The 24,270-nt window shown below is 65.6% G+C and carries 21 protein-coding genes; 16 read left to right on the top strand and 5 right to left on the bottom strand.

Annotation, left to right across the window (positions count from 1 at the left end):
* The first annotated feature begins 3 nt into the window (after positions 1 to 3).
* Genes BKG60_RS02040 through BKG60_RS02005 form a run of 8 tightly spaced genes read left to right on the top strand, consistent with a single transcriptional unit; the run spans position 4 to position 8,165 of the window.
* On the top strand, positions 4 to 1,638 hold the full coding sequence (locus BKG60_RS02040) for a virulence factor Mce family protein (RefSeq protein WP_070946476.1): 1,635 nt from the start codon (positions 4 to 6) through the stop codon (positions 1,636 to 1,638).
* Entirely contained in the window at positions 1,638 to 2,798 is a 1,161-nt protein-coding gene (locus tag BKG60_RS02035; protein ID WP_070946477.1) for a virulence factor Mce family protein, read from the top strand. The genes BKG60_RS02040 and BKG60_RS02035 overlap by 1 nt, the downstream gene beginning before the upstream one ends.
* A gap of 6 nt (positions 2,799 to 2,804) precedes the next feature.
* Positions 2,805 to 4,358, top strand: a complete 1,554-nt coding sequence (locus BKG60_RS02030; protein WP_070946512.1) for a virulence factor Mce family protein — start codon at positions 2,805 to 2,807, stop codon at positions 4,356 to 4,358.
* The gene (locus BKG60_RS02025; protein ID WP_070946478.1) at positions 4,328 to 4,984 is read left to right on the top strand and encodes a hypothetical protein; all 657 of its coding nucleotides are present in this window, start codon (positions 4,328 to 4,330) and stop codon (positions 4,982 to 4,984) included. Before BKG60_RS02030 ends, BKG60_RS02025 begins: the two co-directional genes overlap by 31 nt.
* Positions 4,981 to 5,958, top strand: a complete 978-nt coding sequence (locus tag BKG60_RS02020; RefSeq protein WP_070946479.1) for an RDD family protein — start codon at positions 4,981 to 4,983, stop codon at positions 5,956 to 5,958. Before BKG60_RS02025 ends, BKG60_RS02020 begins: the two co-directional genes overlap by 4 nt.
* On the top strand, positions 5,955 to 6,515 hold the full coding sequence (locus BKG60_RS02015; protein WP_070186729.1) for a mammalian cell entry protein: 561 nt from the start codon (positions 5,955 to 5,957) through the stop codon (positions 6,513 to 6,515). The genes BKG60_RS02020 and BKG60_RS02015 overlap by 4 nt, the downstream gene beginning before the upstream one ends.
* Positions 6,482 to 7,450 (top strand): mammalian cell entry protein, encoded by a 969-nt coding sequence (locus BKG60_RS02010; protein WP_070946480.1) that lies wholly within the window; start codon positions 6,482 to 6,484, stop codon positions 7,448 to 7,450. Before BKG60_RS02015 ends, BKG60_RS02010 begins: the two co-directional genes overlap by 34 nt.
* 16 nt (positions 7,451 to 7,466) lie before the next feature.
* A complete protein-coding gene (locus tag BKG60_RS02005) occupies positions 7,467 to 8,165 on the top strand; it encodes a YoaK family protein (protein WP_070946481.1) in 699 nt (232 codons plus the stop codon).
* Here BKG60_RS02005 and BKG60_RS02000 read toward each other — a convergent pair.
* Positions 8,116 to 8,862 carry a hypothetical protein gene (locus BKG60_RS02000; RefSeq protein WP_070946482.1) on the bottom strand — a complete coding sequence of 249 codons (747 nt, stop codon included), beginning with the start codon at positions 8,860 to 8,862 and terminating at the stop codon, positions 8,116 to 8,118. The two genes, BKG60_RS02005 and BKG60_RS02000, sit on opposite strands and share 50 nt — an antisense overlap.
* A 79-nt stretch (positions 8,863 to 8,941) precedes the next feature.
* Here BKG60_RS02000 and BKG60_RS01995 point away from each other — a divergent pair, with 79 nt between their 5' ends.
* From BKG60_RS01995 to BKG60_RS01970, 5 genes are all read left to right on the top strand, one after another.
* On the top strand, positions 8,942 to 10,210 hold the full coding sequence (locus BKG60_RS01995; protein ID WP_070946483.1) for an HNH endonuclease signature motif containing protein: 1,269 nt from the start codon (positions 8,942 to 8,944) through the stop codon (positions 10,208 to 10,210).
* 96 nt (positions 10,211 to 10,306) lie between these two features.
* On the top strand, positions 10,307 to 11,113 hold the full coding sequence (locus BKG60_RS01990; RefSeq protein ID WP_070946484.1) for a fructosamine kinase family protein: 807 nt from the start codon (positions 10,307 to 10,309) through the stop codon (positions 11,111 to 11,113).
* A 348-nt stretch (positions 11,114 to 11,461) separates the two neighbouring features.
* Positions 11,462 to 13,648 (top strand): alpha/beta hydrolase family protein, encoded by a 2,187-nt coding sequence (locus BKG60_RS01985; protein ID WP_239251704.1) that lies wholly within the window; start codon positions 11,462 to 11,464, stop codon positions 13,646 to 13,648.
* A 225-nt stretch (positions 13,649 to 13,873) separates the two neighbouring features.
* Positions 13,874 to 14,521, top strand: a complete 648-nt coding sequence (locus BKG60_RS01975) for a TetR/AcrR family transcriptional regulator (RefSeq protein ID WP_070946486.1) — start codon at positions 13,874 to 13,876, stop codon at positions 14,519 to 14,521.
* Positions 14,522 to 14,538: 17 nt separating this feature from the next.
* Positions 14,539 to 16,086, top strand: coding sequence for a carotenoid oxygenase family protein (locus tag BKG60_RS01970; RefSeq protein ID WP_070186704.1), 1,548 nt, complete (start codon positions 14,539 to 14,541; stop codon positions 16,084 to 16,086).
* Between the two features lie 5 nt (positions 16,087 to 16,091).
* On the opposite strand, the gene BKG60_RS01965 is transcribed toward BKG60_RS01970, so the two are convergent.
* A complete protein-coding gene (locus BKG60_RS01965) occupies positions 16,092 to 18,230 on the bottom strand; it encodes an acyltransferase family protein (protein ID WP_070946487.1) in 2,139 nt (712 codons plus the stop codon).
* A gap of 86 nt (positions 18,231 to 18,316) precedes the next feature.
* Between BKG60_RS01965 and BKG60_RS01960 the strand changes: the two genes are divergently transcribed.
* The 3 genes from BKG60_RS01960 (at position 18,317) to BKG60_RS01950 (ending at position 19,709) form a co-directional block, all read left to right on the top strand.
* Positions 18,317 to 18,694, top strand: a complete 378-nt coding sequence (locus tag BKG60_RS01960; RefSeq protein ID WP_070186706.1) for a guanyl-specific ribonuclease — start codon at positions 18,317 to 18,319, stop codon at positions 18,692 to 18,694.
* On the top strand, positions 18,691 to 18,969 hold the full coding sequence (locus tag BKG60_RS01955; RefSeq protein WP_070186707.1) for a barstar family protein: 279 nt from the start codon (positions 18,691 to 18,693) through the stop codon (positions 18,967 to 18,969). The genes BKG60_RS01960 and BKG60_RS01955 overlap by 4 nt, the downstream gene beginning before the upstream one ends.
* 206 nt (positions 18,970 to 19,175) lie before the next feature.
* Positions 19,176 to 19,709 carry an adenylate/guanylate cyclase domain-containing protein gene (locus tag BKG60_RS01950; protein WP_131823125.1) on the top strand — a complete coding sequence of 178 codons (534 nt, stop codon included), beginning with the start codon at positions 19,176 to 19,178 and terminating at the stop codon, positions 19,707 to 19,709.
* Between the two features lie 5 nt (positions 19,710 to 19,714).
* On the opposite strand, the gene BKG60_RS01945 is transcribed toward BKG60_RS01950, so the two are convergent.
* The 3 genes from BKG60_RS01945 to BKG60_RS01935 form a co-directional block, all read right to left on the bottom strand.
* On the bottom strand, positions 19,715 to 20,803 hold the full coding sequence (locus BKG60_RS01945) for a phosphodiester glycosidase family protein (protein ID WP_110765018.1): 1,089 nt from the start codon (positions 20,801 to 20,803) through the stop codon (positions 19,715 to 19,717).
* A gap of 54 nt (positions 20,804 to 20,857) precedes the next feature.
* Positions 20,858 to 21,589: a TMEM165/GDT1 family protein gene (locus BKG60_RS01940; protein ID WP_070186709.1), complete on the bottom strand. Its 732-nt coding sequence runs from the start codon at positions 21,587 to 21,589 to the stop codon at positions 20,858 to 20,860.
* Between the two features lie 304 nt (positions 21,590 to 21,893).
* Positions 21,894 to 24,269 carry an ATP-binding cassette domain-containing protein gene (locus tag BKG60_RS01935; RefSeq protein WP_070946488.1) on the bottom strand — a complete coding sequence of 792 codons (2,376 nt, stop codon included), beginning with the start codon at positions 24,267 to 24,269 and terminating at the stop codon, positions 21,894 to 21,896.
* Position 24,270 lies beyond the last annotated feature (1 nt).

Below are 24,270 nucleotides of genomic sequence, written 5' to 3'. Positions count from 1 at the left end.
CATATGTCAACTGTTTTCAATGTTCGAAACATCAAGTTGCCCAAGGCTTCCCGGGCAGCTGTCATCGTCGCTGCGCTGGCGGTGGCAGCCGCCCTGGTGCTGGGTTACTTCGGTATGAACCTGTACAAGAAGATGACCAACACCTCGGTCACCGCGTATTTCCCCGCGGTGCTCGCGCTGTATCCCGGTGACAAGGTCCTCATCATGGGCGTCAAGGTCGGTGCGATCGACAGCATCGAGACCGACGGCGACAAGATGAAGGTCGTCTTCCACGTCAACAACAAGTACAAGGTGCCCGAGAACGTCACGGCGTCTGTGCTGAACCCCAGCCTGGTGGCCTCGCGCGTGATCCAGCTGTCCCCGCCCTACACGGGCGGGCCGCAGTTGAAGGACAACGCGGTGATCCCGATCGAGAACACCCAGATCCCGGTCGAGTACGACGATTTGCGCAACCAGATCACCCGTCTTCTCGACGAGTTGGGTCCGACCGCCGCACAGCCCAAAGGCCCGTTCGGTGACATCATCGACTCCTTTGCCGATGGTTTCCAGGGCAAGGGCGACCAGCTCAACCGCACCCTCAACGGGCTGTCGGAGGCGCTGACCACGCTCAACCAGGGGCGCGGCGACTTCTTCCAGGTGGTCAAGAGCCTGGCGTTGTTCGTCAATGCCCTGCACAAGAGCGACCAGCAGTTCGTCGCGCTCAACAACGACCTGGCGCAGTTCACCAACTCGTTCACCAACACCGACCAGGAGCTGGCGACGGCCCTGCAGGATCTCAACCGGGTGCTCAAGACCACCCGTGAGTTCCTGGACGAGAACGGCGGGGTGCTCGCTCACGACGTGAACAACCTGTCGGAGGCGACGACGGCGATCCTGCAACCGGAACCGCGCGCGGGTCTGGAGAAGGGGCTGCACTCCTACCCGAACCTGGCCGCCAACGTGCTCAACATCGTCTCGCCCAATCAGGGTGGCATCGTGAGCCTGCCGGTTCTGCCGGGCCTGACCAACTTCTCCAACCCGCTGCAGTTCATCTGCAGTTCGATTCAGGCGGGTAGTCGGTTGGGCTACCAGGATTCGGCCGAGTTGTGCGCGCAGTACCTGGCGCCGATCCTCGACGCGATCAAGTTCAACTTCCTGCCGTTCGGCCAGAACCTGGCCAACACCGCGATGACGCTGCCCAAGCAGATCTCCTACTCGGAGTCCCGCCTGCAGCCACCCGGCGGGTACAAGGACACCACGGTGCCCGGTATCTGGTCGCGGGACACCTTGTTCTCGCACGGCAACCACGAGCCGGGTTGGACCGTGGCGCCGGGCATGCAGGGTGTGCAGGTGCAGCCGGCCACTCAGCAGATGCTGACCCCGGAGTCGTTGTCCGAGTTGATGGGTGGCCCGGACATCGTGGCGCCGCCGGCCCCGCCGGCGTTCGGGGCTCCTCCGGGAGGCAACCTGCCCGGTCCGCCGAACTCGTACGACGAGAGCAACCCGCTGCCGCCGCCGTGGTACCCGCAGCCCGGACCGCCGCCGGCGCCTGCGCCGGGTGTGATCCCGGGTGACCCGATGTCGGGTCCCGCACCGGCCGCTCCGGCTCCGGCTCCTGCCGGACCGGCGTTGCCTGCCGAGGTCGGAGGACAGGGCTGATGAGCCGTTGGAAGACACGTAACTGGGGCCGCGTCGGACGACGTGTCGCGGTGTTGTCGGCGTCCGCGCTGATCCTCACCTCGTGTGGACAGTGGCGCGGTGTGGCCAACGTGCCGCTGCCGGGTGGGCCCGGCACCGAGTCCGGCCGCACCACGCTGTATGTGCAGATGCCGGAGACGTTGGCGCTCAACGCCAACAGCCGGGTGCGGGTGCGCGACGTGTTCGTCGGCAGGGTCCGCAAGATCGAGCTGATCAACTGGACCCCGACGCTGACCGTCGATATTGAGCCCGGCGTCGTGCTGCCCAAGAACACCCTGGCCAAGATCGGTCAGACCAGCTTGCTGGGTTCGCAGCATGTCGAGCTCAACCCGCCGGCCGATCCGTCGGAGGAGAAGCTGCACAGCGGGGACACCATCCCGTTGTCGCAGTCCTCGGCGTATCCGACGATCGAGCGGACGCTGGCCGGCATCTCGGGCATCCTGACCGGCGGTGGTATCCCCAACATCGAGACCATCCAGACCGAGGTGTTCAACATCCTCAATGGTCGCGCCGATCAGATCCGCGACTTTTTGGGCCGTCTCGACACCTTCACCGATGAGCTCAATCAGCAGCGCAACGACATCACCCGGGCGATTGACTCGACCAACCGGCTGTTGAACATCGTTGCGGCCCGCAACGACACCTTGGACCGGGTTCTCACCGAGTTCCCGCCGCTGATCCAGCATTTCGCCGATACGCGCGATTTGTTCGCCGATGCGGTGACTTCGCTGGGCCGGTTGTCCAAGGCTGCCGACGACACGTTGTCCAACAGCAACGCGAATCTGCACACCAACCTGCAGAACTTGCAGCGGCCGCTCAAGCAGCTGGCCCGCTCGGCCCCGTACCTGGTGGAGGCGCTCAAGCTGATCCTCACGGTGCCGTTCAACATCGAGAACATCCCGAAGGCCGTGCGCGGCGACTACATCAACGTGTCGCTGACGATCGACCTGACGTTGAGCTCGGTGGACAACGCGTTCCTGTCCGGCACCGGTCTCTCGGGCATGCTCCGGGCCCTGGAGCAGGCGTGGGGCCGCGATCCGGCGACGATGATCCCGGACGTCCGGTTCACGCCGAACCCGCACGATGCACCTGGTGGCCCGCTTGTGGAAAGGGGGGAGTGAGACATGTTGCTGACCCGCTTCATCAAGATGCAGCTCGTTCTGTTCTCGGTGCTGACGTTGATCGCCCTCGTCGTGCTGGCGCTGTTCTACCTGCGGCTGCCGACGTGGGCCGGGATCGGGATGTACAACCTGAACGCCAAGCTCCCGAATTCGGGCGGTCTGTACGCCACGGCCAACGTCACCTATCGCGGTACGACGATCGGCAAGGTCACCTCCGTCGAACCCACCGAACAGGGCGCCAGGGTCGAGATGGACATCTACGACCGGTACCGGATCCCGTTGGACGCCAGCGCGAACGTGCACTCGGTTTCTGCGGTCGGTGAGCAGTTCATCGATCTGGTCTCCGACGGCGGCAGCGGAGGTAAGTACTTCCGCGACGGCGACACGATCGAGAAGGGCACGGTGCCCGCCGAGGTGGGGCCCTCCCTGGACGCGGCCCAGCGTGGCCTGGCGGCGTTGCCCAAGGAGAAGATCTCGGTCCTGCTCGACGAGACGGCCCAGGCCGTCGGTGGCCTCGGCCCGTCACTGCAGCGCCTGGTCGACTCCACCCAGGCGATCGCCAGTGACTTCAAGGACAACCTGGGTCCGGTCAACGACATCGTCGAGAACTCCGGGCCGATCATCGACAGCCAGGTGAATTCCGGTGACGCGATCTCGCGGTGGGCCAAGAACCTGAACACGCTGGCGGCTCAGAGCGCCCAGAACGACGCGGCGTTGCGCGGTGGCCTCCAGCAGGCGGCACCGACGGCAGATCAGCTGAACTCGGTGTTCAGTGGCGTTCAGGAGTCCTTGCCGCAGACACTGGCGAACCTGGAAATCGTCATCGACATGCTCAAGCGCTACAACAAGAACGTCGAGCAGGTGTTGGTGGCGTTGCCCCAGGGTGGCGCCGTGGCACAGACCGCGACGATCTTCGCGCCCAAGGGCCTGCTGCACTTCGGCCTCGGCATCAACATGCCGCCGCCGTGCCTGACGGGGTTCCTGCCAGCCTCGCAGTGGCGGTCGCCTGCGGATACCTCGATGGCGCCGCTGCCGGAGGGCTTGTACTGCAAGATCCCCAAGGACGCGTCGAACGCGGTGCGCGGTGCGCGTAACTACCCGTGTGCCGATGTGCCCGGCAAGCGGGCCGCCTCGCCGGCCGAATGCCGCAGCGATGAGCCTTACCAGCCATTGGGTACCAACCCGTGGTACGGCGACCCGAACCAGATCCGCAATTGCCCGGCCCCGGCTGCGCGCTGCGATCAGCCCGTCGATCCGGGCCGGGTCATTCCCGCGCCGTCGGTGAATAATGGGATGAACCCGTTGCCGGCAAGTCAGCTTCCACCACCGGAATCGACGGCGATGCGCAGCGACCCGCTGACCGCGCCTCGGGGTGGCAATGTGAGTTGTAGTGGACAGCAGCCGAACCCCTGCATCTACACTCCGGCAGCAGGTTCGACCGCTACCTATAGCCCGTCCAGCGGCGAGGTGGTCGGTCCCGGCGGTGTGAAGTACTCCGTCACCAACTCGAATAAACCAGGAGATGACGGATGGAAGGAGATGCTGGCGCCAGCCAGCTGAACCTCGCCGACCAGCAGGACCCCCATACCCCTGACCCTCAAGCGGAGACCGTCTCCGAGATCTCTGACCGGGACGCCTCCGGCACGGAGACCGCGGAGGCTTCTCAGGAGTCCGTGTCACGGCCTTCGCGGCTGGGGCGTGGCTGGATGGCGGCGATCCTCGCCGGCCTGCTGGTCCTTGCGGCCGCCGTCGGTGTCGGCGGCTACCTGGCATTGCGAGCGCATCAGGACAGCGAACGCATCGCCGGCGACGAGGCCGAGGCCTTGGCCGCGGCCAAGGACTGTGTGACCGCGACTCAGGCGCCCGACACCCAGGCGATGATCGCGGCCCAGACCAAGATCATCGAATGCTCGACCGGCGACTTCGGTGCGCAGGCCGGCCTCTACAGCGGCATGCTGCTGGATGCTTACCAGGCCGCCAACGTGCAGGTGAAGGTCTCGGATCTGCGAGCCGCGGTGGAAAAGCACAACGATGACGGGTCGATGGACCTGCTGGTTGCGGTGCGCGTGTTGGTGACCAACAGCGAGAAGTCCGATGAGGAGCAGGGTTATCGGCTGCGGGTGAAGATGGCCCGCGCCGAGGACGGCAACTACAAGGTCGCGCGGCTCGACCAGGTCACGTCGTGACCGCTGTGCTGGACAACGCCGACCGGGCCTCTACCGCGGGGACCGGGTCGGACCAGGCGCGGCTGGCGTCGTGGCCGGCCCGAGCCGGGGCATTCGCCATCGACGTGCTGGCTCCCGCCGGATTGATCGTGACGGCGACATTGGTCGCGCAGGGCACCTCCCTGGGTAAATGGCTGTGGTGGGCGGTGTACGCGGGCGGGCTGGTCCTGCTGGTCGCCGTTTCATGTGTGAATCGCATTCTGTTGCCGACGTTGACGGGCTGGAGTCCGGGCCGGTCGGTGTTCGGCATCCGGGTGGTGTCGCCGGCCGGTGACGCGGGGCTGGGGCGGCTACTGCTGCGTGATCTGGCCCATCTGCTGGACACCGCGGCACTGTTCCTGGGGTGGCTGTGGCCGCTGTGGGATTCACGCAGGCGGACCTTTGCGGACCTGTTGACCAGTACCGAGGTGCGTTGCGTCGATCGGCCTGAGTCCGATGTCCGTCGTCGCGCCGGTGCGCTGTTGCTGACGCTCGCGCTGCTCAGCGGAATCGCGGCCGGGCTGGGGTACCTGCTGGTGTATCGGCAGGATCGGGCAGTTGACCAGGCCCGCGCGCAGATCACCGAGCAGGGGCCCCGGATCGTCGAGCAACTGCTGAGTTACGGGGTGGATTCCGTCGACGCTGATTTCGCCAAGGCGCAATCGCTGACCACTGACAACTACCGGCCGCAGCTGGTGGCCCAGCAGGACGCGGTCCGCAAGGCCGGACCGACCACCAACGACTACTCGGCCGTGAGCAGCGCGGTACTGCCGGGCTTGACCGCTGACGCAGCCACGATGCTGGTGGCGCTGCAGGGGCAGCGCGGCACCAATCCGCAGGAGCTCAAGTTCATCACCGCCACGGTGCGGGTGGACTTCCGGAAGTCGGATGACCATTGGCTCGTCGACAACCTCACCGTGCTCAAACGGCCGGTGCTGAACGGGGGCGGACAGTGAGCCCGCGTCGGCGGATCGAGCCTGACGAGCGGGACTACTTCGCCGTCGAGCCCAAGGAGCCCAAGGAACCGATCCGGTGGGGCCTGCCGATCGTCGGGATGATCTCCGCCCTGATCATTGCCGTGGCCCTCGTGGGCAGCACGCTGATCCTGATCCGGCACGAATCGGATCGTCGCGCCGAAATCAAGACCGCCGGAGCGCTCGACTACGTGCGTGAGTTCATGACGGCCTACACGACGTTGGATCCGTTCCACGCCAACGACTATGCCGACCGCATTGCCTCGCAGGCCACGGGCGATTTCCGAAAGATGTTCCAGGAGAAGCAGAACGAGATCGTAGTTCAGGTGGCACGGGCTGAACCGACCGAAGGAGCGGTACTCGATGCCGGCATCCAGCGGTGGAACGACAACGGTAGTGCCGACGTTCTGGTCGCCACAAAGGTCAGCACCCGAACCCCAGACGGTAAGTCTGTGGTCGAAAGCGGCAGCCGTTGGATTGCGACGACGATCTGGGAAGGACAGCAGTGGAAGATCAGCCAGCTGATTCAGGTGATCTGACCACCGGCGAGCCTGAGAAGCCCCGCCGCAGACTGCGTTTCGGGCGGCGTCGCCGTGCCGAGGCGGCTGACGTAGCGGTTGAGGCGTCCACGTCAGATGATGTCGAGACGCCGGCCGATGCGGGATCCGACGAAGCCGACGGATCCGAGGCCACGCCGGAGCGTCGGACCCCGACGGGCAAAGCGGGTCGCAAGGCGGTCGTTGAGCCCGAACCGGCCGTTGAGTCCGAGGCTTCGGCCGATGTCGAGTCGGAAGTGACGGCGGAACCGGAGCCCGAAACCGAGGCCGACGCTGACGTGACGGATGCCGAGTCCGAACCGGTCGTCGAGGCCGAGACTGAGCCGGCCGAGGACGCGCCGGATGAGGACACGTCGGCTGAAGACACGTCGGCCGAGGACGTGGTGCTCGTTCCGCACCGCGAGGCCGGTAAGCGGCTGACGTATTTCGCCGCCGGTGCGGCGGCGGTGTTCGTCGCGGCGGCCGCATTCGGGGGCGCAATGCTGCAGCCGTACCTGGCCGACCGGGCGTTGGTGGCGACCAAACTGCAAGTGGCCCGGACTTCGGCCGACGCGATCACCACACTGTGGACCTACAACCCGGACAACATCGAAACCCTGCCGGATCGCGCCGAGAAGTATTTGTCCGGAGACTTCGCGGACCAATACCGGAAGTTGATCGATTCGCTTGTCCCGACCAACAAGCAAGCGCAGGTCACCAACAACACCGAGGTGATGGGCACTGCGGTGGAGACCATCAGTCGTGATGAGGCCACCGCCATCGTCTACACCAACACGGTGTCGACGAGTCCGGTGACCAAGAACGTTCCCTCACTGCGCTATATGTCATATCGGTTGGTATTGCATCGCACCGACGGGGATTGGCGGATCACTCAGATGCCGGCATTGACCCAATTGGACTTGTCGCCGCAGCTGTAGAGGCGAGGATGTAGCTATGGCTATCGCCTCGCCGGTGACGCAGCGGTCGACAGTTGTGGCGTTGCTGCTGTTGACGTGCGCCACCGGGATCGTCGATGCCGTCAGTGTGTTGGTGCTCGGCCATGTGTTCGTCGCCAACATGACCGGAAACGTGATCTTCCTGGGCTTCTGGTTTGTGCCGCACTCGGGTGTTGACGTGACCGGTGCCCTGGTGGCGTTCATCGGGTTCGTGCTGGGCACCGTGGTGGGCGGCCGGCTCCGCCGGCATCTCGGCAGACATGTCCGGAATTGGCTGGCCACTGCGTTGGGGGTGGAAGTTGTTCTGCTGACGGTGCTTTCGATCTCGTGTGGAACGGGTGTGCTGGCCTATGACGCCAACCGGAAACTGATTCTCATCGTTCTGGCGTTGACCTTCGGGATCCAGAACGCGACGGCGCGTCAGTTCGGCATTCAGGAGTTGAGCACCACGGTGCTGACCCAGACCATCGTCGGTCTCGGTTTCGACAGCCGGTTGGCCGGCGGTACCGGGGACCGCGAGAAGTTGCGCTACGGAGTGGTGGCCACGATGTGTGGCGGCGCGATACTCGGGGCGACGGTGTCGCAGTTCACCGTTGCGCCGGTGATTGCCCTGGCGGCCGTGGTGGTGGCGGCCAGTGCGCTCATCTTCAAGTTCGGGCCGGGCTCGGAGCCGGCGTCTGCCGAGAGTGCTCGCTGATCCAGGCCGCGCCCTCGTCGGCCGCGTGAACCAGGGCGCTGAATTCGCCGAAGTAGTCGGCCACCGCGCCGACACCGGGAAGCATGCCGAGGTAGCGGTAAAGCTTTTGTGGGCGTGGCCTTTTCGTCAATTCGTCACCCACGGCACGCAGGGTGCCGGCGAACTCCCAGAGCTTTGCGGGTAGGGACGGCGACGCGGCGGCGATGTCGTCAGCCGACGCTGCGGACAGTTGACGGTCACACAGGACAGCGCCGAGCAGCTGCACCTGATCGTCGTAATCGACACCGTCCTCGCGGGCCACGGCGCACAACACGAGGGCCTGATTGGTGAAGCCCAGGACATCCTGAACACCGAGCCTGTCGGCGATGACCCCGAAGGCGCCGGGGAAGGCGACGAAAATGGTGGTAACCGCCCCTGCGCGGTGCACCCACCACTTCACGTGGCCGTGTTGATCCATCTCGGCCCAGGCCTTGGTGCCCGGCAGCTCGGCGAAGTTGAGCAAAGCCGCGGCGACGTCGAGGGACTTGCCGACGGGACCCTTGCCCGGGTCCTCTCGATGGGTGCGTCGCCTCAGCCCGAGCGGATCGAATCGAGTGAACACATCGATAACCGGGTTGATCACGGCCACCGCATGATCGAGGGCACCCGCGACGTCAGCGTCCGACAGGCGAGTAAAAGGCAACAGGCTTATCCCCACCCCAGCTATCTTGCCGGATGGCCGCGGTTGTCGTCGTTCCGGTCCGAAAAATGTCGGACCTCTCTGCTTTGATGAGGTTATGCCTTCAGCCGCAGCTTCTTTCGATGCTGAGGTGAGCCCTGCGCAGCGGTTGGAGGTGTTGTTCGACGAGTTGTCGGAGCTGTGCGGCCAGCGCAACGCCATCGACGGGCGCATCGTGGACATCGTCGCCGAACTGGATCGTGGTGACTTGTGCGGAATGACCGGCGCCCGTTCGGTTGCGGCGTTGGTGGCCTGGAAGACCGGTGTCACCCCGCGTAACGCCGAGACCGTGGTGGCGGTGGCACGGCGGGTTGACGAATTCCCCCGCTGCACCCAAGACCTGCGAGAAGGCCGGCTCTCGCTGGATCAGGTGGGGGTGATCGCCGAACGCGCCGCCGACGGTTCCGACGCGCATTATGCCGAGTTGGCCGCAGTCGCCACCGTGACCCAACTGCGCACCGCGATCAAGCTCGAGCCGCGCCCGGAACCTGATCCGAAACCCGAACCGCAGCGGGAGATCACCAAGATCCCCGGCCCCACCGACGAATACACCACCTGGCGGATCCGGCTACCGCGGTTGGAGGCAGCCAAGTTCGAGGCTGCGCTCCAATCCCATCACGATGCGCTGGTGGCCGACTGGAAACGTGACCACGACATCGACTCAAATACCGGTGAGCCGACCTCGGCTCAGGCACCGCCGTTTCCCAACAGTGTGGATGCGTTCATCAGCCTGATCCAGGCCGGCTGGGATACCGATGTAGCCGCCCGCCCACACGGTCAGCACACCACCGTCGCGGTCCATCTGAACCTCACCGACCGCATCGCCGCCCTGCATCTGGGTCCGGTGCTGACCGATGACGAACGTCAATACTTGTTGTGTGACGCCACGTGTGAGGTGTGGTTCGAACGCCGGGGCCAACCCATCGGTGTCGGCCGCGCGACCCGCACTGTCAGTCGACGGTTGCGTCGGGCGTTGGAGCATCGTGATCGCTGCTGTGTGGTGCCCGGCTGCGGCGCCACCCGCGGCCTGCACGCCCACCACATCGTGCATTGGGAAGACGGCGGCCGCACCGACCTGGACAACCTGGTGCTGGTCTGCCCCTATCACCACCGGGCACACCACCAGGGCGGCATCACCATCACCGGGCCCGCGCGCCGACTCGTCGTCACCGACCCCACCGGAAAACGGTTGGACGCCGGATCGCTGGCCCGCCCACCGACCACACCCTCACCCCAGGTGCCACCGTGCCCGGGACCCACCGGTGAACGCGCCGACTGGTGGTGGTACCCACCCTTCCAACCCGAACCCCCACCACAAGCCGCATAGGTCAGGGCAATACGTCGTGGGTCAGGCATAGCCGTCCACCCATGTGCCGGTGTCATCCGCGCGGATGATCAGAGTGACGCCGGTAGCCTGGCTGATATGCCCAATGCCGCGGACCGGGCCGATGTCTTTGTCAAACGTCATGCGTCGGCGCCGGCAGGGTTCTTCGCTGCGGAGGCGGCCGGACTGAACTGGCTGGCGGTGCGGGGTGGCGTTCCCTGTGTTCCGGTAATCGATTACGACGCAACCTCATTGACTCTGCAGCGGCTGTACTCGGTGGCGCCCACCACGCGGGCGGCACGTGACTTCGGTGCGCAGCTGGCGCGCACCCACGACGCGGGTGCGCCAGCCCATGGGTCGGGGCCGGACGGTTACGACGGGGGAGGATTCTTCGGGCCGATGTCACAGCCGTTGCCAATGTCATTGGCCGGCAATGATTCTTGGGGCGCTTTCTACGCCGACGCCCGGTTGGTCCCGATGACGGAGCTCGCCGCGCCCATGCTGAGCGTCGAGACCCGGGACGCCATCGCGGCGGTTGCCGACCTTTGCCGCACAGGCGTGTTCGACGATGATGACCGGCCGGCCAGGCTGCACGGTGACCTCTGGAGCGGCAACGTGATGTGGACCGCCGACGGCGCGGTGCTCATCGACCCGGCCGCACACGGTGGCCATCGCGAGACGGATCTGGCGATGCTGGCGCTTTTCGGCTTCCCGTTCCTCGATGAGGTGTTGGCGTCGTATCAGTCTGTCCGGCCGTTGCGAGACGGATGGCGCGATCGGGTCGACCTGCATCAGCTCTATCCGCTGCTGGCTCACGTCGTACTGTTCGCCGGCGGCTACGTGGACCAGGTCGACGCCGCGGCCCGGCGAGCCCTCCTGTCCTACAGCAAACGACGGATCGAGTAGATCGAACGGCTGACAGGCTACGGTCGGAACCGACCGGCGCAGGTTGGGGCCATTTCGTCGGCGATCGGAATCAGTTGACAGTCCGCCGGATGCCCGGCAACGGCAAGATCCGCACGCGTGGCGCGTAGCAACATCACACCCAGCAATCGGCAACAGGAGTCACAATAGCCTGTCGCACGCGTCAATATACCTCTGACCAGTGCAGCAGGGATCGATTCCCTCGCAACTAGTTTGCGACAGATTGCATAGGCGAATATCGAATTCTTTTCAGCAATGCCGTGACGGAGGTCACATTAGTGCTACGTTGCCTGAGATCAACCTGAGAAAGTTGCCGAAAGGACTGGTCGGATGGCAGTCAAACACCGTAGGCAGCGGCGGCGCGTCAAGAGGGTGGCGACCCTCGGTGCGGCAACCGCAACAGTCACTGCGCTTACGGTGGGTGTTGCTCCGCCAACGGCTCAGGCCGCCGCGGTCCAGCGGGACGTACGGCTGCAATCCGGTGTCCAGATCTTCCCGCCGCCCGACCAGATCCCTGACCTCACGGGCGGCCTCGGAACCCAGGTGTACAACCAGTTCCAAACCGTCAGCGCGCAGCTTCAAACGGCGTTCGTCAACACCTTCAACTTGGCTGCTCTCCTGCAGGCAGCGGGTATCGATCCGACGGCTGCCATCGAGGGCCCGCTCAACGACGCGCTGGGAGGGGCGCTTGGCGGCGCCCTCTCAGGATTGCCGGTAGGCGACCTGGCCGAACTTCTCGGAATCGACCTCGAGGATCCGCTCTCGTCGGCTGGGGTCAACCTGATCACGTCCGGCGGTCTCTTCACCCTGCTGAAATTGCTCGGTGTCGACCTCGGGTGGACACCGTCGTTCCCCAACTCGGTCGCCGACGAGATCAACAACACCCCGTACCTCGACATCAGCCTCGAGGCGATCTTCGACGCGCTTGGCCTTCCCACATCTGGCGCAGAGTTCAAACTGTTGGAAGCCACTTTCAAGGCAATCACCGGCATTGATCTGCCGCCCCTCACCGCCGACGTGGTAGATCTCCGCGTGCCCGTCGTTGCGGGCTGGGGTTTCGGGGCCTTCGCGGCCGGAGCGGCGTATCAGCAGGTGGTCGATGATCTGCCGAATCAGCCTGGTGGAGCGGCGTATACGGGCACGGATCCGCTGCTCGGGAGCTTCACGATCCTGCCGATGATCCTGATCGACAACCCGGGTCGGGCCAACGGCGGCATCCTGGCCCGCGCGTATCCGTTGTTCGGGCTGTTGGGGATCGACACGGTGACACCGGATACGCAGGTGCAAAGCAGTACCGACGGACAAGGTCTGCTCAACGATATACAGCTGTTCGGACTCACCCTCGGCGGCGCCAACCTGATCCCGATCAAGATCGACGCAACGGCGGAGTATCTGCCGCTGTCGGACTTCGCCGCCTGGCCCAACCCGTTCACGATGGCGAACAATGTTGCGGCAGGACTGTTCCCGACTTATATCCTGCGCAACCAGTCGCTGGATTCGCTCACCACGGTGCTCGTCGATCAGGTCGTCCAGCAGCTCGGCGACGACATCACCGACTATTTGGCGAACCCAGGCGATGACCCCACCAAGGGGCCCAAGCTCAACATCTACGTGACGATCCCGGCGCAGAGCCTGCCGCTGCTGGAGCCGACGTATCTGGCGTATGACGTCGTCAACTTGCTGACCGGGGCGAATCTCAACAACCCGATCGGCACGGCGCTGAGCCCGGTGCTCACCAGCCTGGTCAACCTCGGCTACACGGATGTGTATTACAACCCGGAAACCGGTGTGTATGACCGCACACTCGACGAGGCAGATATCCCAACGGCTTTCGGAACTCTTCCCGCGGATGTCGATTGGGGACAGGTTCCGGGCCATCTGGTGAACAACCTGCTGACCGGCATTCAGAAGGCGATCGACGACGGCCTGGTGAGCCAGACCCCGGTTTCCAATCCGATCAAGACCCTGCTTGGCTTGCTGGGCGTGGGCAATCCCTTGGACAGCCTCTCCCCGGATGTGCTCGACACACTCAGCGACACCGGCACGCAGAGCCTTGCGACGACGAGCTTCGAGCCGAAGCCCCTCACGCAGAGCAATGTCGGTACGGACACCGTGGATCTGAAAACCGCGGTGGACGAGCCTGTCGTGGGCAACGCCCAGGAGAACCTCGATGACGGCGTCAAGAAGCTTGCCGCGGCAGGCGAGGATGCACGGCAGGAAGTCGAGAAGACGGTCAAGGACGCCGGCGACCGGGCTAAGGCCCAGGCGCAGAAGGCACGTGAGCGGACGGCCACGGCGGTCAAGGACACCCAGGATCGGCTGAACAAGCTCGCCGAGAATGGCCGTAAGCAGATCAGGTCGGCGGCCGAGGGCGTTCAGAAAGGTGCTGAGAAGGCAGCCAACGACGTGAAAGCCAACGCCGGGAAGGCAGGCGATTCACTGAAGGCCGCCACGAAGTCCGAGAAGAAGCCTGACAAGAAGGCCGAGAAGAAGGCCGAGAAGAAAGACGCTGCCTGACGCCTGATCCGCCTGATGCACCGACTCCACGGTGTACAGGTGGGGATCGTAGCTGGTCGCGAGATCAGCGCACCGGCCCATGTGTTCGCGCGCCTTCGCATCGGTGAGCATGGCGTGGAAGTCCTCGGCGCTGCGCCACTGCAAGTCTCAGAAGGAACTCACCTCGTTGCTGCTGCAGTGCGCGCAGAACCTTGAGGCGGGCGCAGCGGAAACTACGATTGACCGGTGACTTCGGAAAGGCGTGGGCGCGGTCGGCCCGCCGGGCCTGGCGTCGACGTCGCGCAACGCCGCTCAGATCTGCTCGATGCTGCCGAACGCGCGATCCGCGTCCACGGACCCGATGTGGGGATCGCGGAGGTGGCCAAAGAGGCAGGCTTCGTGCGTTCGGCCGTCTATGCGGTGTTCCCGAACCGGGCGGCCATCCTGTCTGCACTCGGTGAGCGTCAGGCGCACCGCCTGCTCAGCGAGATCACCCGGCGCGCAGCGGGTTCGACCGATCTGCGGCAGCGTATGTCGCTGTTCTTCGACGTGATCTGCGGCTGGATGCAGGACGATCCGAACCTGTACCGCGCCTTGAGTGTGCATGCCGCCGGCGGCCATGAGATGGCCGGGATCTTCGATGAACTCGCCGCCGCGGTCGAGGCGATGCTGACGGTCTCGATGGCTGCCGGCGGTGCCGACACGGCGGCCGCCGCGCCGTGGGCGCGGGCCATCGTCGGGTCGGCCATGGTCAGCGCGCAATGGTGGTTGCGGGAGTCGTCGATGCCCCGGGAGGAGCTCGTCGAGCACCTGACGAAACTGTGTTGGGACGGTGGCTCGGCGCTGCCGTTCAGTCCTTTCGATGTTTCGGCTATTGACAGTGGCGGCCCATAAAAGACACCATGTCTTTTATGGCTGCTCACGCCTCACCCCAGGTTGACGGTCCCTCTCGATACTGGGAGGACGTCCCCGACGAATGCGACTTGAAGCTGACGGAGATCACCGGCACGATCCCGCAGGGATTGACCGGCACGCTCTATCGAAACGGATCCGGCCGCTGGAACGTCGGCGCGTCACAGGTGGACAGCCTGTTCGACGCCGACGGCATGGTGGTCGCGTTCGCCATCGACGGCGACGGCGTGCGGTTCAAAAATCGCTTCGTCCGTACCAACCACTACCTGACCACTACCGCGGCCGGCCGGATGGTGAAGCGTGGATTTGCCTATCAGCGTCCAGGCGGCATGCGGGCCAACGCATTTCGGCTGCCCGCCAACACCGCCAACACCAACGTGATGATCGGCGACGATCAACTACTCGCGCTCTGGGAGGGCGGGCGTCCGCACGGCATGGACCTCGACACGCTCAACACCATCGGCATGTGCAGCCTTGACGGGGTGCTGAAAGGGCCGATCGGGGCCTACTCGGCGCACTACACCTATGACGCGATGACGGACACGCGGGTCAACTTCGGGTTCGAACCATACTTCCCGCGTCTGGACTTGCGACACATCCGCAGCGCCCCGAACCGGGCCGAAAAGATCAGGCGGCTGCGAGAACTCGCAGGCGAGGCGATTCCCCGGGTGCGCCTGCGCTTGTACGAGACGGACAGCAGCGGCGTCACCCGATATCTACGGGCCGTGCCGCTGCCGGGCATGGGACTGCTCCACGACATGGCGCTCACCTCGCGTTACGCCGTCTTCATGATGTCGCCGCTGCGGATCAATCCTTGGGCCCTGCTCGGTCGCCAATCCTATTGGGATGCCATCAAGTTCAAGCAGAATGAGCCCTCCTATTTCATCCTCGCCCCGCGCGACGGCGGAAGGGTTCGGATCATCGAGACCGACCCGTTCTACATGTGGCACTACGCCAACGCTTACGAGGACGGGGCCGACGTGGTGGTCGAGCTACCGAGGTTCGCGCCCGAAACCTTCGGTGGGATGCAGGCCTGGGGAGCGGACAGCCGCAGCGACATGGCGCGGCTGTACCAAGCTGTTCCGGCGGACGACGTGCCGGACACCGTGCGGCTCACCCGCTTCCGCATCACACCCGACGACCGGGTCCTGGCCGAACCGCTGGCCCAATTGGGTTGCGAATTCCCGCAGATCGACCAACGCCGCTCCACTCAACCGCATTCGGTGACCTATGTGACGGTGCCCAGCGATGGGCAGGGCGGCGGCGAGGGGATCGGCCGTTTCAACCACAGTGACGGCACGGTGCAAACCTATTGCCCGCCCGGCCACAAACTGGTCGAGCCGATCTTCGTTCCGCGTCCGGGAAGCTCTGCGGAGGACGACGGGTGGGTGCTGACCGTGGGATACGACGAGGCACAACACCGCAGCCGGCTGATGGTGTTCGACGCACCGCACATCGACGCCGGACCGGTCGCCGAAGCATGGCTCCCGTTCCACCTGCCGATGAGCTACCACGGGGCGTTCACCGAGCGGGTGGCCAGGTTCTAGGCCAACTAGTTGGGGGCCAACGCGCTTTCGGTCAGGTGCGCGATCACCGGCGACAACAGTTGCGCATACTCGGCGGTGATGTGGTTGTCGTCGCGGAAGACCATGGTGTTGCCGACGATCACCGGACAGCGGGTGTCGGTGCAGAAATACTGGTCCAGCCGTGCGTACTGTCCGCCACCGGCCTGCACCGCCGCAGCCTCCGCGGCAATACCGTTGTCGTTCACGGCGATCGAGCGGTTGGGCGCGCAGGCCGAAGCGTCGTCCATGTGTGCCGACAGGCAGGTCGGAACCGTCGTGTGGGGATCGGGCACTGGCCCGAGCACCAGTACCCGCGCGCCGGTTCCGCGCAGCTGCGACACCAGTCGCGTCAACCCGTCCAGCCAGGCCGGGTCGTAGCTGACGAAGCCGAAATCGGCTCCGTAGCGACGCACCATGTCCAGCACGATCAGGGCCGGGCGGTCGTTGGAGATCCGGTTCAGCACGTCGGCCCGCCACTGCTTGCATTCGGTGAACTCGCGTTCGAGGTAGGGGCTCATGATCGGCAGCTTCATCGGCGGGCAGGTGACTTTGGCGTAGGTCTTTAGCTGCCAATGCTGCTGCTGCGCCGCGGTTTCCAGGGCTGGCTGCCACATGCCGGCATGGGAATCGCCGAGCAGCGCGACCTCGGTGGCCGATGTGGTGTCGCCGGTTGTGCAGTCCGGTATGGCGACGTCCTTCCAGGACAGGACACAGCCGTTGACGAACACCGCGGGTTTGGGGATATCGCCAAGCGGCGGTGACAAATTCGACGGCACCACGCGCAGACCTTCCGACGCGGTGACGGCCGCCTGGACCTGCTGCTCTGGCGTCGGTGCCGTCGCCGCAGCAGCGGGAGGTGGCCCGACGACGGCGACCGGGACCGCGGCCGGCCCGGATCCCGTCGGCACCGGGCGCATCGCCAACAACGCCAGACCCGCGCAGACCGCCACCCCGGTCGCCGTCGCACCGACGGCCAGGCTGCGCCACGATGAGCCCCGCAGCGCGGTGGCGAACCGGGCCGGGTTCTCGATCAGATGGAGGGTCAGGATCGCCAGGCCCAGCGACATCACCATCATCGCCAGCCGGCCCGCCAATCCCAGTCCGTGGCCGAACATCGCGGGCGCCAACAGCAGAACCGGCCAGTGCCACAGGTACCACGAGTACGACAACCGGCCGATGCCGCGCATCACCGGCTTGGAGAGCAGGCGTCCGACACCCAGATCGGGTATCGCACAACCGGCCCCGATCACCAGAGCGGTGCCCATCACCGGAAGCAGTGCCGCGGAGCCGGGATAGGGCGTGGCGGTGCCGAGCTGCGTGCAGGTGGCCAGGATCAGTGCCAGACCACCCCAGCCGACCAACGCCGCGCAGACCGGTGGCAGGCTGCGCCAGTGCGTCGCGGTCAACGCGACCAGCCCGCCGGCGGCCAACTCCCAGGCACGGGTCGGCAGGGAGAAGAACGCCCAGGGCGGCATCGATTGGGTCCACGACAGCGATACGGCCAGCGAGGCGCCGCCCACCGCCGCCAGCACGCACGCGTACGGGACGGCCGAACGGGTGCTGCGGCCGCCGCGGGTCAGCAGCCACATGATGCCCAGGATCAGTGCCGGCCATAGCAGATAGAACTGCTCCTCCACCCCGAGAGACCAATAGTGCTGCAGCGGTGACGCCGCCGTCTCGGCCGCCAGATAGTCGGTACCCTCCGCCGCGAAGCGGTAGTTCCCGACGTACAGGGCGCTGGCGATGGCGTCGGCCAACACCGACCGGGCCTGCAGCGGTGGGAGCAGGAGGGTGGCTGCCGTCGATGTGACGACCAGCACCAGTGCGGCGGCCGGAAGCAACCGTCGGGCCCGTCCGGCATAGAACTGCGCCAACCGAACTGTCCCGGTACCCGAGGCCTCGCGCCACAACAGCCCGGTGATCAGGAATCCCGACACGACGAAGAACACGTCGACGCCGATGAAGCCGCCACCGAAACCGGGCACCCCGGCGTGGAACAGCACCACGGCGAGCACCGCGACCGCCCTCAGGCCCTCGATGTCAGGGCGAAACTGCTTGTTCGACAGGGGTTTTCGCCCGCTCGCGGCGCTGCCGCGGCGGGCTGTGGGCTCCGCGAGGTTCGTCACTCTGTTCACTCGAGTAACGATGGTCGCATGACTGGTGCCGTTGACCCTGGATTTGCGGGGCCTTTGGTGAGCCTGTTGCTAGCCTCATGCCGATGGGACGATCACGCATTGCGGCGCTGGCAGTGCTGTGCGGGCTGCTTTCGAGTTGCTGCGCTCCGACTGAAACCGACGGCACGTGCGATCTGAACGGCCTTCCGCCCGAGGCGGACAAGACGGTTGAGCTGATCCAATCCGGTGGGCCATTTCCCTATCCGCGCAACGACGGCGTCGTCTTCGGAAACTACGAAGGCCGGCTGCCCGAACACGAGCGCGGCTACTACCACGAGTACACCGTCCCGACACCCGGTAACAAACACCGCGGCAAGCGGCGCATCGTCACCGGCGGAGCACCGCAGCACGATCCGCCCGAGTACTACTACACCGGCGATCACTACGAATCGTTCTGCCTGATCGGAGGCATGTGAAAACGTATCGGATCGACGGGGACAAGGTGTCCTCCAAGGCGGACTTCTTCACCGAGATCGGCCGCGCCGTCAACGGCGACGACGGCTACTTCGGTTCGAATCTGGATGCCCTGGCCGATTGCCTGCGCGGCGGATTCGGCACTCCGGACAACCGCAAGTTCCGGTTCGTCATGACGTCGTACCGGAACATCAAAGAGGCGCTCGGACAAGATACTTGGGCCACGGTGTTGTCGATCTTCGCCACCGAGGGCGTCGACCTGTGGCTGGAGAATTGACCGTCGGCGCGTTCAGCAAACCTGGACTGTGACGGCTTACGCGCGTCCGACGGGGGCGAAAGCGCGTCGGCCGGGAACTGGCAACGAGGTTCTGCGGCAACGGCGTTGACCGTCGACGCGCGGCCCGCAAAAAGTGGTTACGCTGGCGTTCTGCGCGCCGTCAGGTGCGGGAGACTTGGCGAACAAGAGGCGGGAGCGACGCGCGCGTGACCGAATTACCGGCGACTGAGACGACATGGCTGATGGCCCGCACCGAGGATTCGGCACGCCTGTGGCAAACCGACTCGCGGGGAATGGCCGCCGCATTGCCGTACTTTCGTGCCACGGTGTCCCACTTCGTCGCACTCAGCGGCGGCACTTTATCGGCGAGCCAAGGCTCCGGCGACGGCTTTACAGCTGCCTTCGGCCGCGCGACTGACGCGGTGTCCTGCGCGCTGTATCTGCAACTGACGCCGTTGGATCCGTTCGAGCTGTGTATCGGTGTGCACCGCGGTGCGGCCGGCACCGAGCGGCTGCGCAACATCGCCCATGGTGGGCAGACCTTGATATCGGGCACGACGGCGTCAGCGGTCGCCGCTGATCTTCCGTCCGGCACCACACTGAAATACCTTGGCGATCAACGCATGGGTGATGCTGAGCCTCCCGAGCGCCTGATGCAGCTGTGTTATCCGGGGCTACGCAGATACCTGCGGCCCCTACACATGCCGAATGCTGTTCTCGCCGAGATTCTGGTGAACTGACCGGCTCAGTTGAAGGCGAGCCAGCTGGGCAGCGCACGCTCACGGGAGTCGCACAGCACCTGACGGGTATCGCAGTTGCCGCGCGGTGATCCGGCGCCGCTCCACATGCCGCCGGTGTCGCGACGCAACACGATCGCCGACGAGCCGCCGCCGTCGAGCAGCACCGCGTTGTCGGCGCCCAGGCCGCGGAACAAGTCCTGGATGTTGTCCGGGGTGTAGCTGCCACCCTGGAAGACGTAGAGCTGATCAGCGGCCCGGTTGTAGCCGACGGCGGTGCGCGCCGCGCTGGGGCCGTTGTCGTTGAGCTGACCGGTATCGCCGGGGGCGAGCAGGCCGATGCCGGCCACCGCGACGAACCGGGCGTTCTGGTCGAGCAGTCGCTGGATCACCGGGGTGGCCGAGTCGTAATCATCGGGCCCCTTGGGCATCACGACGTACGGCGCGCCGCCCATCGGAAGGATCATCGTCGCCAACGCCGACCAGTGCTCGTTCCCGCCGGACAGGCCCTGCTTGCCGGCGTAGGCCAGGGTGCCGGTGACGGCGGTGTTGGCCCGGCCCTGCCCGCGGGTGTTGTCGACGTAGGCACCCAGCGGTGACGAGCACTTGGTGTCGCGCCACGAACCGGCCTTCTGCGCGCGCACATCGAAGAAATTGGCATTGACCGCGATGGTCGGCTGCCCGAGCACCTGCCACGCGGAGAGTGGCGCATAGGTCTCCGACGCCTGCCACAGCCCTTCGCCGGTACGGGCGCCCGGGGTGCGCTCACAGCGGGATTGATACCCCTGATGGCTGTCGACCAGCAGGCGGGGATTGAGCCGGCTCGAGGCGTTCCTTATCGCCATCAGGTGGCCGCCGTTGTTGAGCGTGTAGGCACGTCCGTCCGCGGCCAGGAACGGGGCGGCGAACTGGCCGCCGAAGTTGTAGACGAGGTAGGCGCCCTTGGTGTTGGCGATCGCCCCTAGCAGCAGCGCCCGGGGATCCTCGGCCCGCGCGGCGGGGGAGCCGGTGGTGGCCAGCGCCGCGCAGACGGCAACGGCGGACGCAGCAGCGACCGCACGTTGCAGGAGTTTTGCCAGGCCTGGCACGAAGTACACAATAACCACACAGGAAACTCTGTCAACATGCGTAACAGCCTGGTCACGGTTGGATCAAGACGCGATCGCACCTGGCTGATCGGTGTTAGCTGGCTCGCCGACCTCAGGCTTACGCATCACCGCCGGCCGCAAACGTGCGGGTAGCGCCTGCAGGCCCGCCGCGCACAGCGCGGTAACGGCAATCGCCCCTGCGGTGGTGGTCCATGCCGGGGCCGCCGGGAACGCGGCCTCCAGCAGCATCGCCAGACCGAAGATGACGAACAGCGCCGCGGCGCCCAGCTGGATCACCCGCTCGGGCAGGTGCTTGCCCGCGATGGCCCCGACGGCGATGGCCAGGGCGTCGGCAGCCACCATGCCGATGGTCGAACCGATCCAGACCCCGACCCAGTCGTTGTCGGCGGCCAGCGTGATGGTGGCGAGCATGGTCTTGTCGCCGAGCTCGGCGAGCAGGAACGCCGAGGTGACCGTGAAGAATGCCGGGGCGGTGGAGCGTTGGGCCTTGGTTGCCTCATCGTCGGACAACTTGTCGCCCCGCAGGGTCCACAACCCGAAGAACACGAACGCCACCCCGGCGAGGATGCCCAGCAGGTGCGTCGGCAGTGCCGCTCCCAGATAGTGGCCGACGGCGACGGAGATCAGGTGAACCGCGGTGGTGGCCGCGGTGATGCCGACCAGCACCACCCACCAGCGATAGCGCAGCGCAAAGGTCATGGCCATCAACTGGGACTTGTCGCCGAGCTCGGCGACGAAGATGACAGCGAAGCTCAAGAGCAGAGCAGCGAGCACTCAACAACTCCTCGGTCGTTGGCTGCCGTTGGGGGCTGAAACAGATTGCCTCCGGCCGGCAAACCAATGGTCTACGGCCGAAGGTCTCGCCCACCGGTCAGTGACCGGTTCGGATAACCGGGCCGTCAACACGACGCTGTGCGGCCAGTATGTCGAATATCCGATTGGGGGCTACTCCCCTTCGCTGTTGTCCACCATACGCACCCCGCGCGCGACGATGCAAACCGTCCCGCGCGAAAGTGCTTATTCGACAATAAGTTTGGGAATCGACACCGGAAAGTTCGGGTGCCCTGACAAGCTGGGTTCAGGTACCCACATATTCGGCGAGGTGCTGGCCGGTCAGCGTGGAGCGCTCGGCGACCAGGTCTGCCGGAGTGCCCTCGAAGACGACGCGGCCGCCGTCGTGCCCCGCGCCCGGCCCCAGGTCGATGATCCAGTCGGCATGCGCCATGACCGCCTGATGGTGCTCGATCACGATCACCGACTTCCCCGAATCGACCAACCGGTCCAGCAGGCCGAGCAGCTGCTCGACATCGGCCAGGTGCAGGCCGGTGGTGGGCTCGTCGAGCACCAGCGCATCGGCCTTCTCGGCCCCGGTGTCTCCGAGTGCGGCGGCGAGCTTGAGGCGTTGGCGCTCACCGCCGGACAACGTGGTCAGCGGCTGCCCCAGCGTGAGGTAGCCCAGGCCCACATCGGCCATTCGGGAAAGAATCTTCTGTGCGGCAGGCACTTTGGCATCACCTTCACCGAAATAGCGTTCGGCTTCGGTTACCGGCATGGCCAGCACCTCGGCGATGTTTCGGCCACCGAGCGTGTATTGCAGCACCGAGGCGCCGAACCGCTTGCCCTCGCACTCCTCACACGTGGTCTCGACGGTCGCCATCACGCCGAGGTCGGTGTAGATCACCCCGGCGCCGTTGCAGGCCGGGCAGGCACCCTCCGAATTCGAGCTGAACAGTGCGGGTTTGACGCCGTTGGCCTTCGCGAAGGCCTTACGGATCGGATCGAGCAGACCGGTGTAGGTTGCCGGGTTGCTGCGGCGCGACCCGCGGATCGGGCTTTGATCGACCACCACCACGCCGTCCCGCCCCGCCACCGAGCCACCGATCAACGAGCTCTTGCCCGAGCCCGCGACACCGGTGATCACCACCAGTGCGCCCATCGGGATGTCGACGTCGACGTCGCACAGGTTGTGCGTATTGGCGCCGCGGATCTCCATGGCGCCGTCGGCTTTTCGTACCTCGCTCTTCAGGGCTGCGCGATACCCCAGGTGGCGTCCGGTGACCGTGTCGCTGGCGCGCAGGCCGGCCACGTCGCCCTCGAAAACCACTTCGCCGCCGGCTGATCCCGCACCCGGGCCCAGATCGACGACATGATCGGCGATCGAGATCGTCTCGGGCTTGTGTTCGACCACCAGCACGGTGTTGCCCTTGTCCCGCAGCGCCAGCAGCAGGTTGTTCATCCGGGCGATGTCGTGCGGGTGCAGGCCGATCGTCGGCTCGTCGAACACGTAGGTGACATCGGTCAGAGACGAGCCCAGGTGGCGGATCATCTTGACGCGCTGGGCCTCTCCACCGGACAGGGTGCCGGCGGGACGGTCCAGGGACAGGTAACCCAAACCGATCTCGACGAACGAGTCCAGCGTGTGCTGCAGAGCCGTCAGCAGCGGGGTCACCGACTTGGCGGCGGATTTCTTCGCGATGCCACCCAGCCAGGCCGCCAGATCGGTGATCTGCATCGCGCACGCGTCGGCGATGTTGACGCCCTCGATCTTCGACGACCGCGCGGTCTCCGACAGCCGGGTGCCGTCACAGTCCGGGCACGTGGTGAACGTGACGGCTCGCTCCACGAACGCCCGGATATGCGGTTGCATTGCCTCGACGTCCTTGGACAGGAACGACTTCTGGATCTGTGGGATCAGCCCGAGGTAGGTCAGGTTGACCCCATCCACCTTGAGCTTGGTCGCCTCCTTGTACAGCAGCGCGTCGAGTTCCTTCTTGGTGAACTTGCTGATCGGCTTGTCCGGATCGAAGAAGCCGCAGCCCCGGAAGATGCGGCCGTACCAGCCGTCCATGCTGAAGCCCGGGATGGTCAACGCACCCTCGTTCAGCGACTTGGTGTCGTCGTACAGCGCGGTCAGATCGATGTCGTTGACCGCGCCGCGGCCCTCACAGCGCGGACACATCCCGCCGACGATGTTGAACTCACGACGTTCCTTGACCGACCGCCCGCCCTTCTCCAGCGTCACCGCCCCAGCGCCGCTGATCGAGGCCACGTTGAACGAAAAGGCTTGCGGCGAACCGATATGGGGCTTTCCGATCCGGCTGAACAAGATGCGCAGCATCGCTCCGGTGTCGGTGGCGGTGCCGACCGTGGAACGCGGGTCGGCCCCCATCCGTTGCTGATCGACGATGATCGCGGTGGTCAGCCCGTCGAGCACGTCGACTTCGGGCCGGGCCAGGTTCGGCATGAAGCCCTGCACGAAGGCGCTGTAGGTCTCGTTGATCAACCGCTGGGATTCGGCGGCGATCGTGTCGAACACCAATGAGCTCTTGCCCGACCCCGAGACACCCGTGAACACCGTCAATCGGCGTTTGGGCAACTCGATGTCGACGTCTTTGAGATTGTTCTCCCGGGCGCCGGTGACCCGGATCAGATCGTGGCTGTCAGCGGGGTGCATC

Origin of the sequence: Mycobacterium syngnathidarum (assembly GCF_001942625.1) — a bacterium.
GTDB classification, from domain to species: domain Bacteria; phylum Actinomycetota; class Actinomycetes; order Mycobacteriales; family Mycobacteriaceae; genus Mycobacterium; species Mycobacterium syngnathidarum.
Note: the sequence above shows the minus strand (reverse complement) of the source record. Positions and strands in the feature narration are given on the sequence as shown.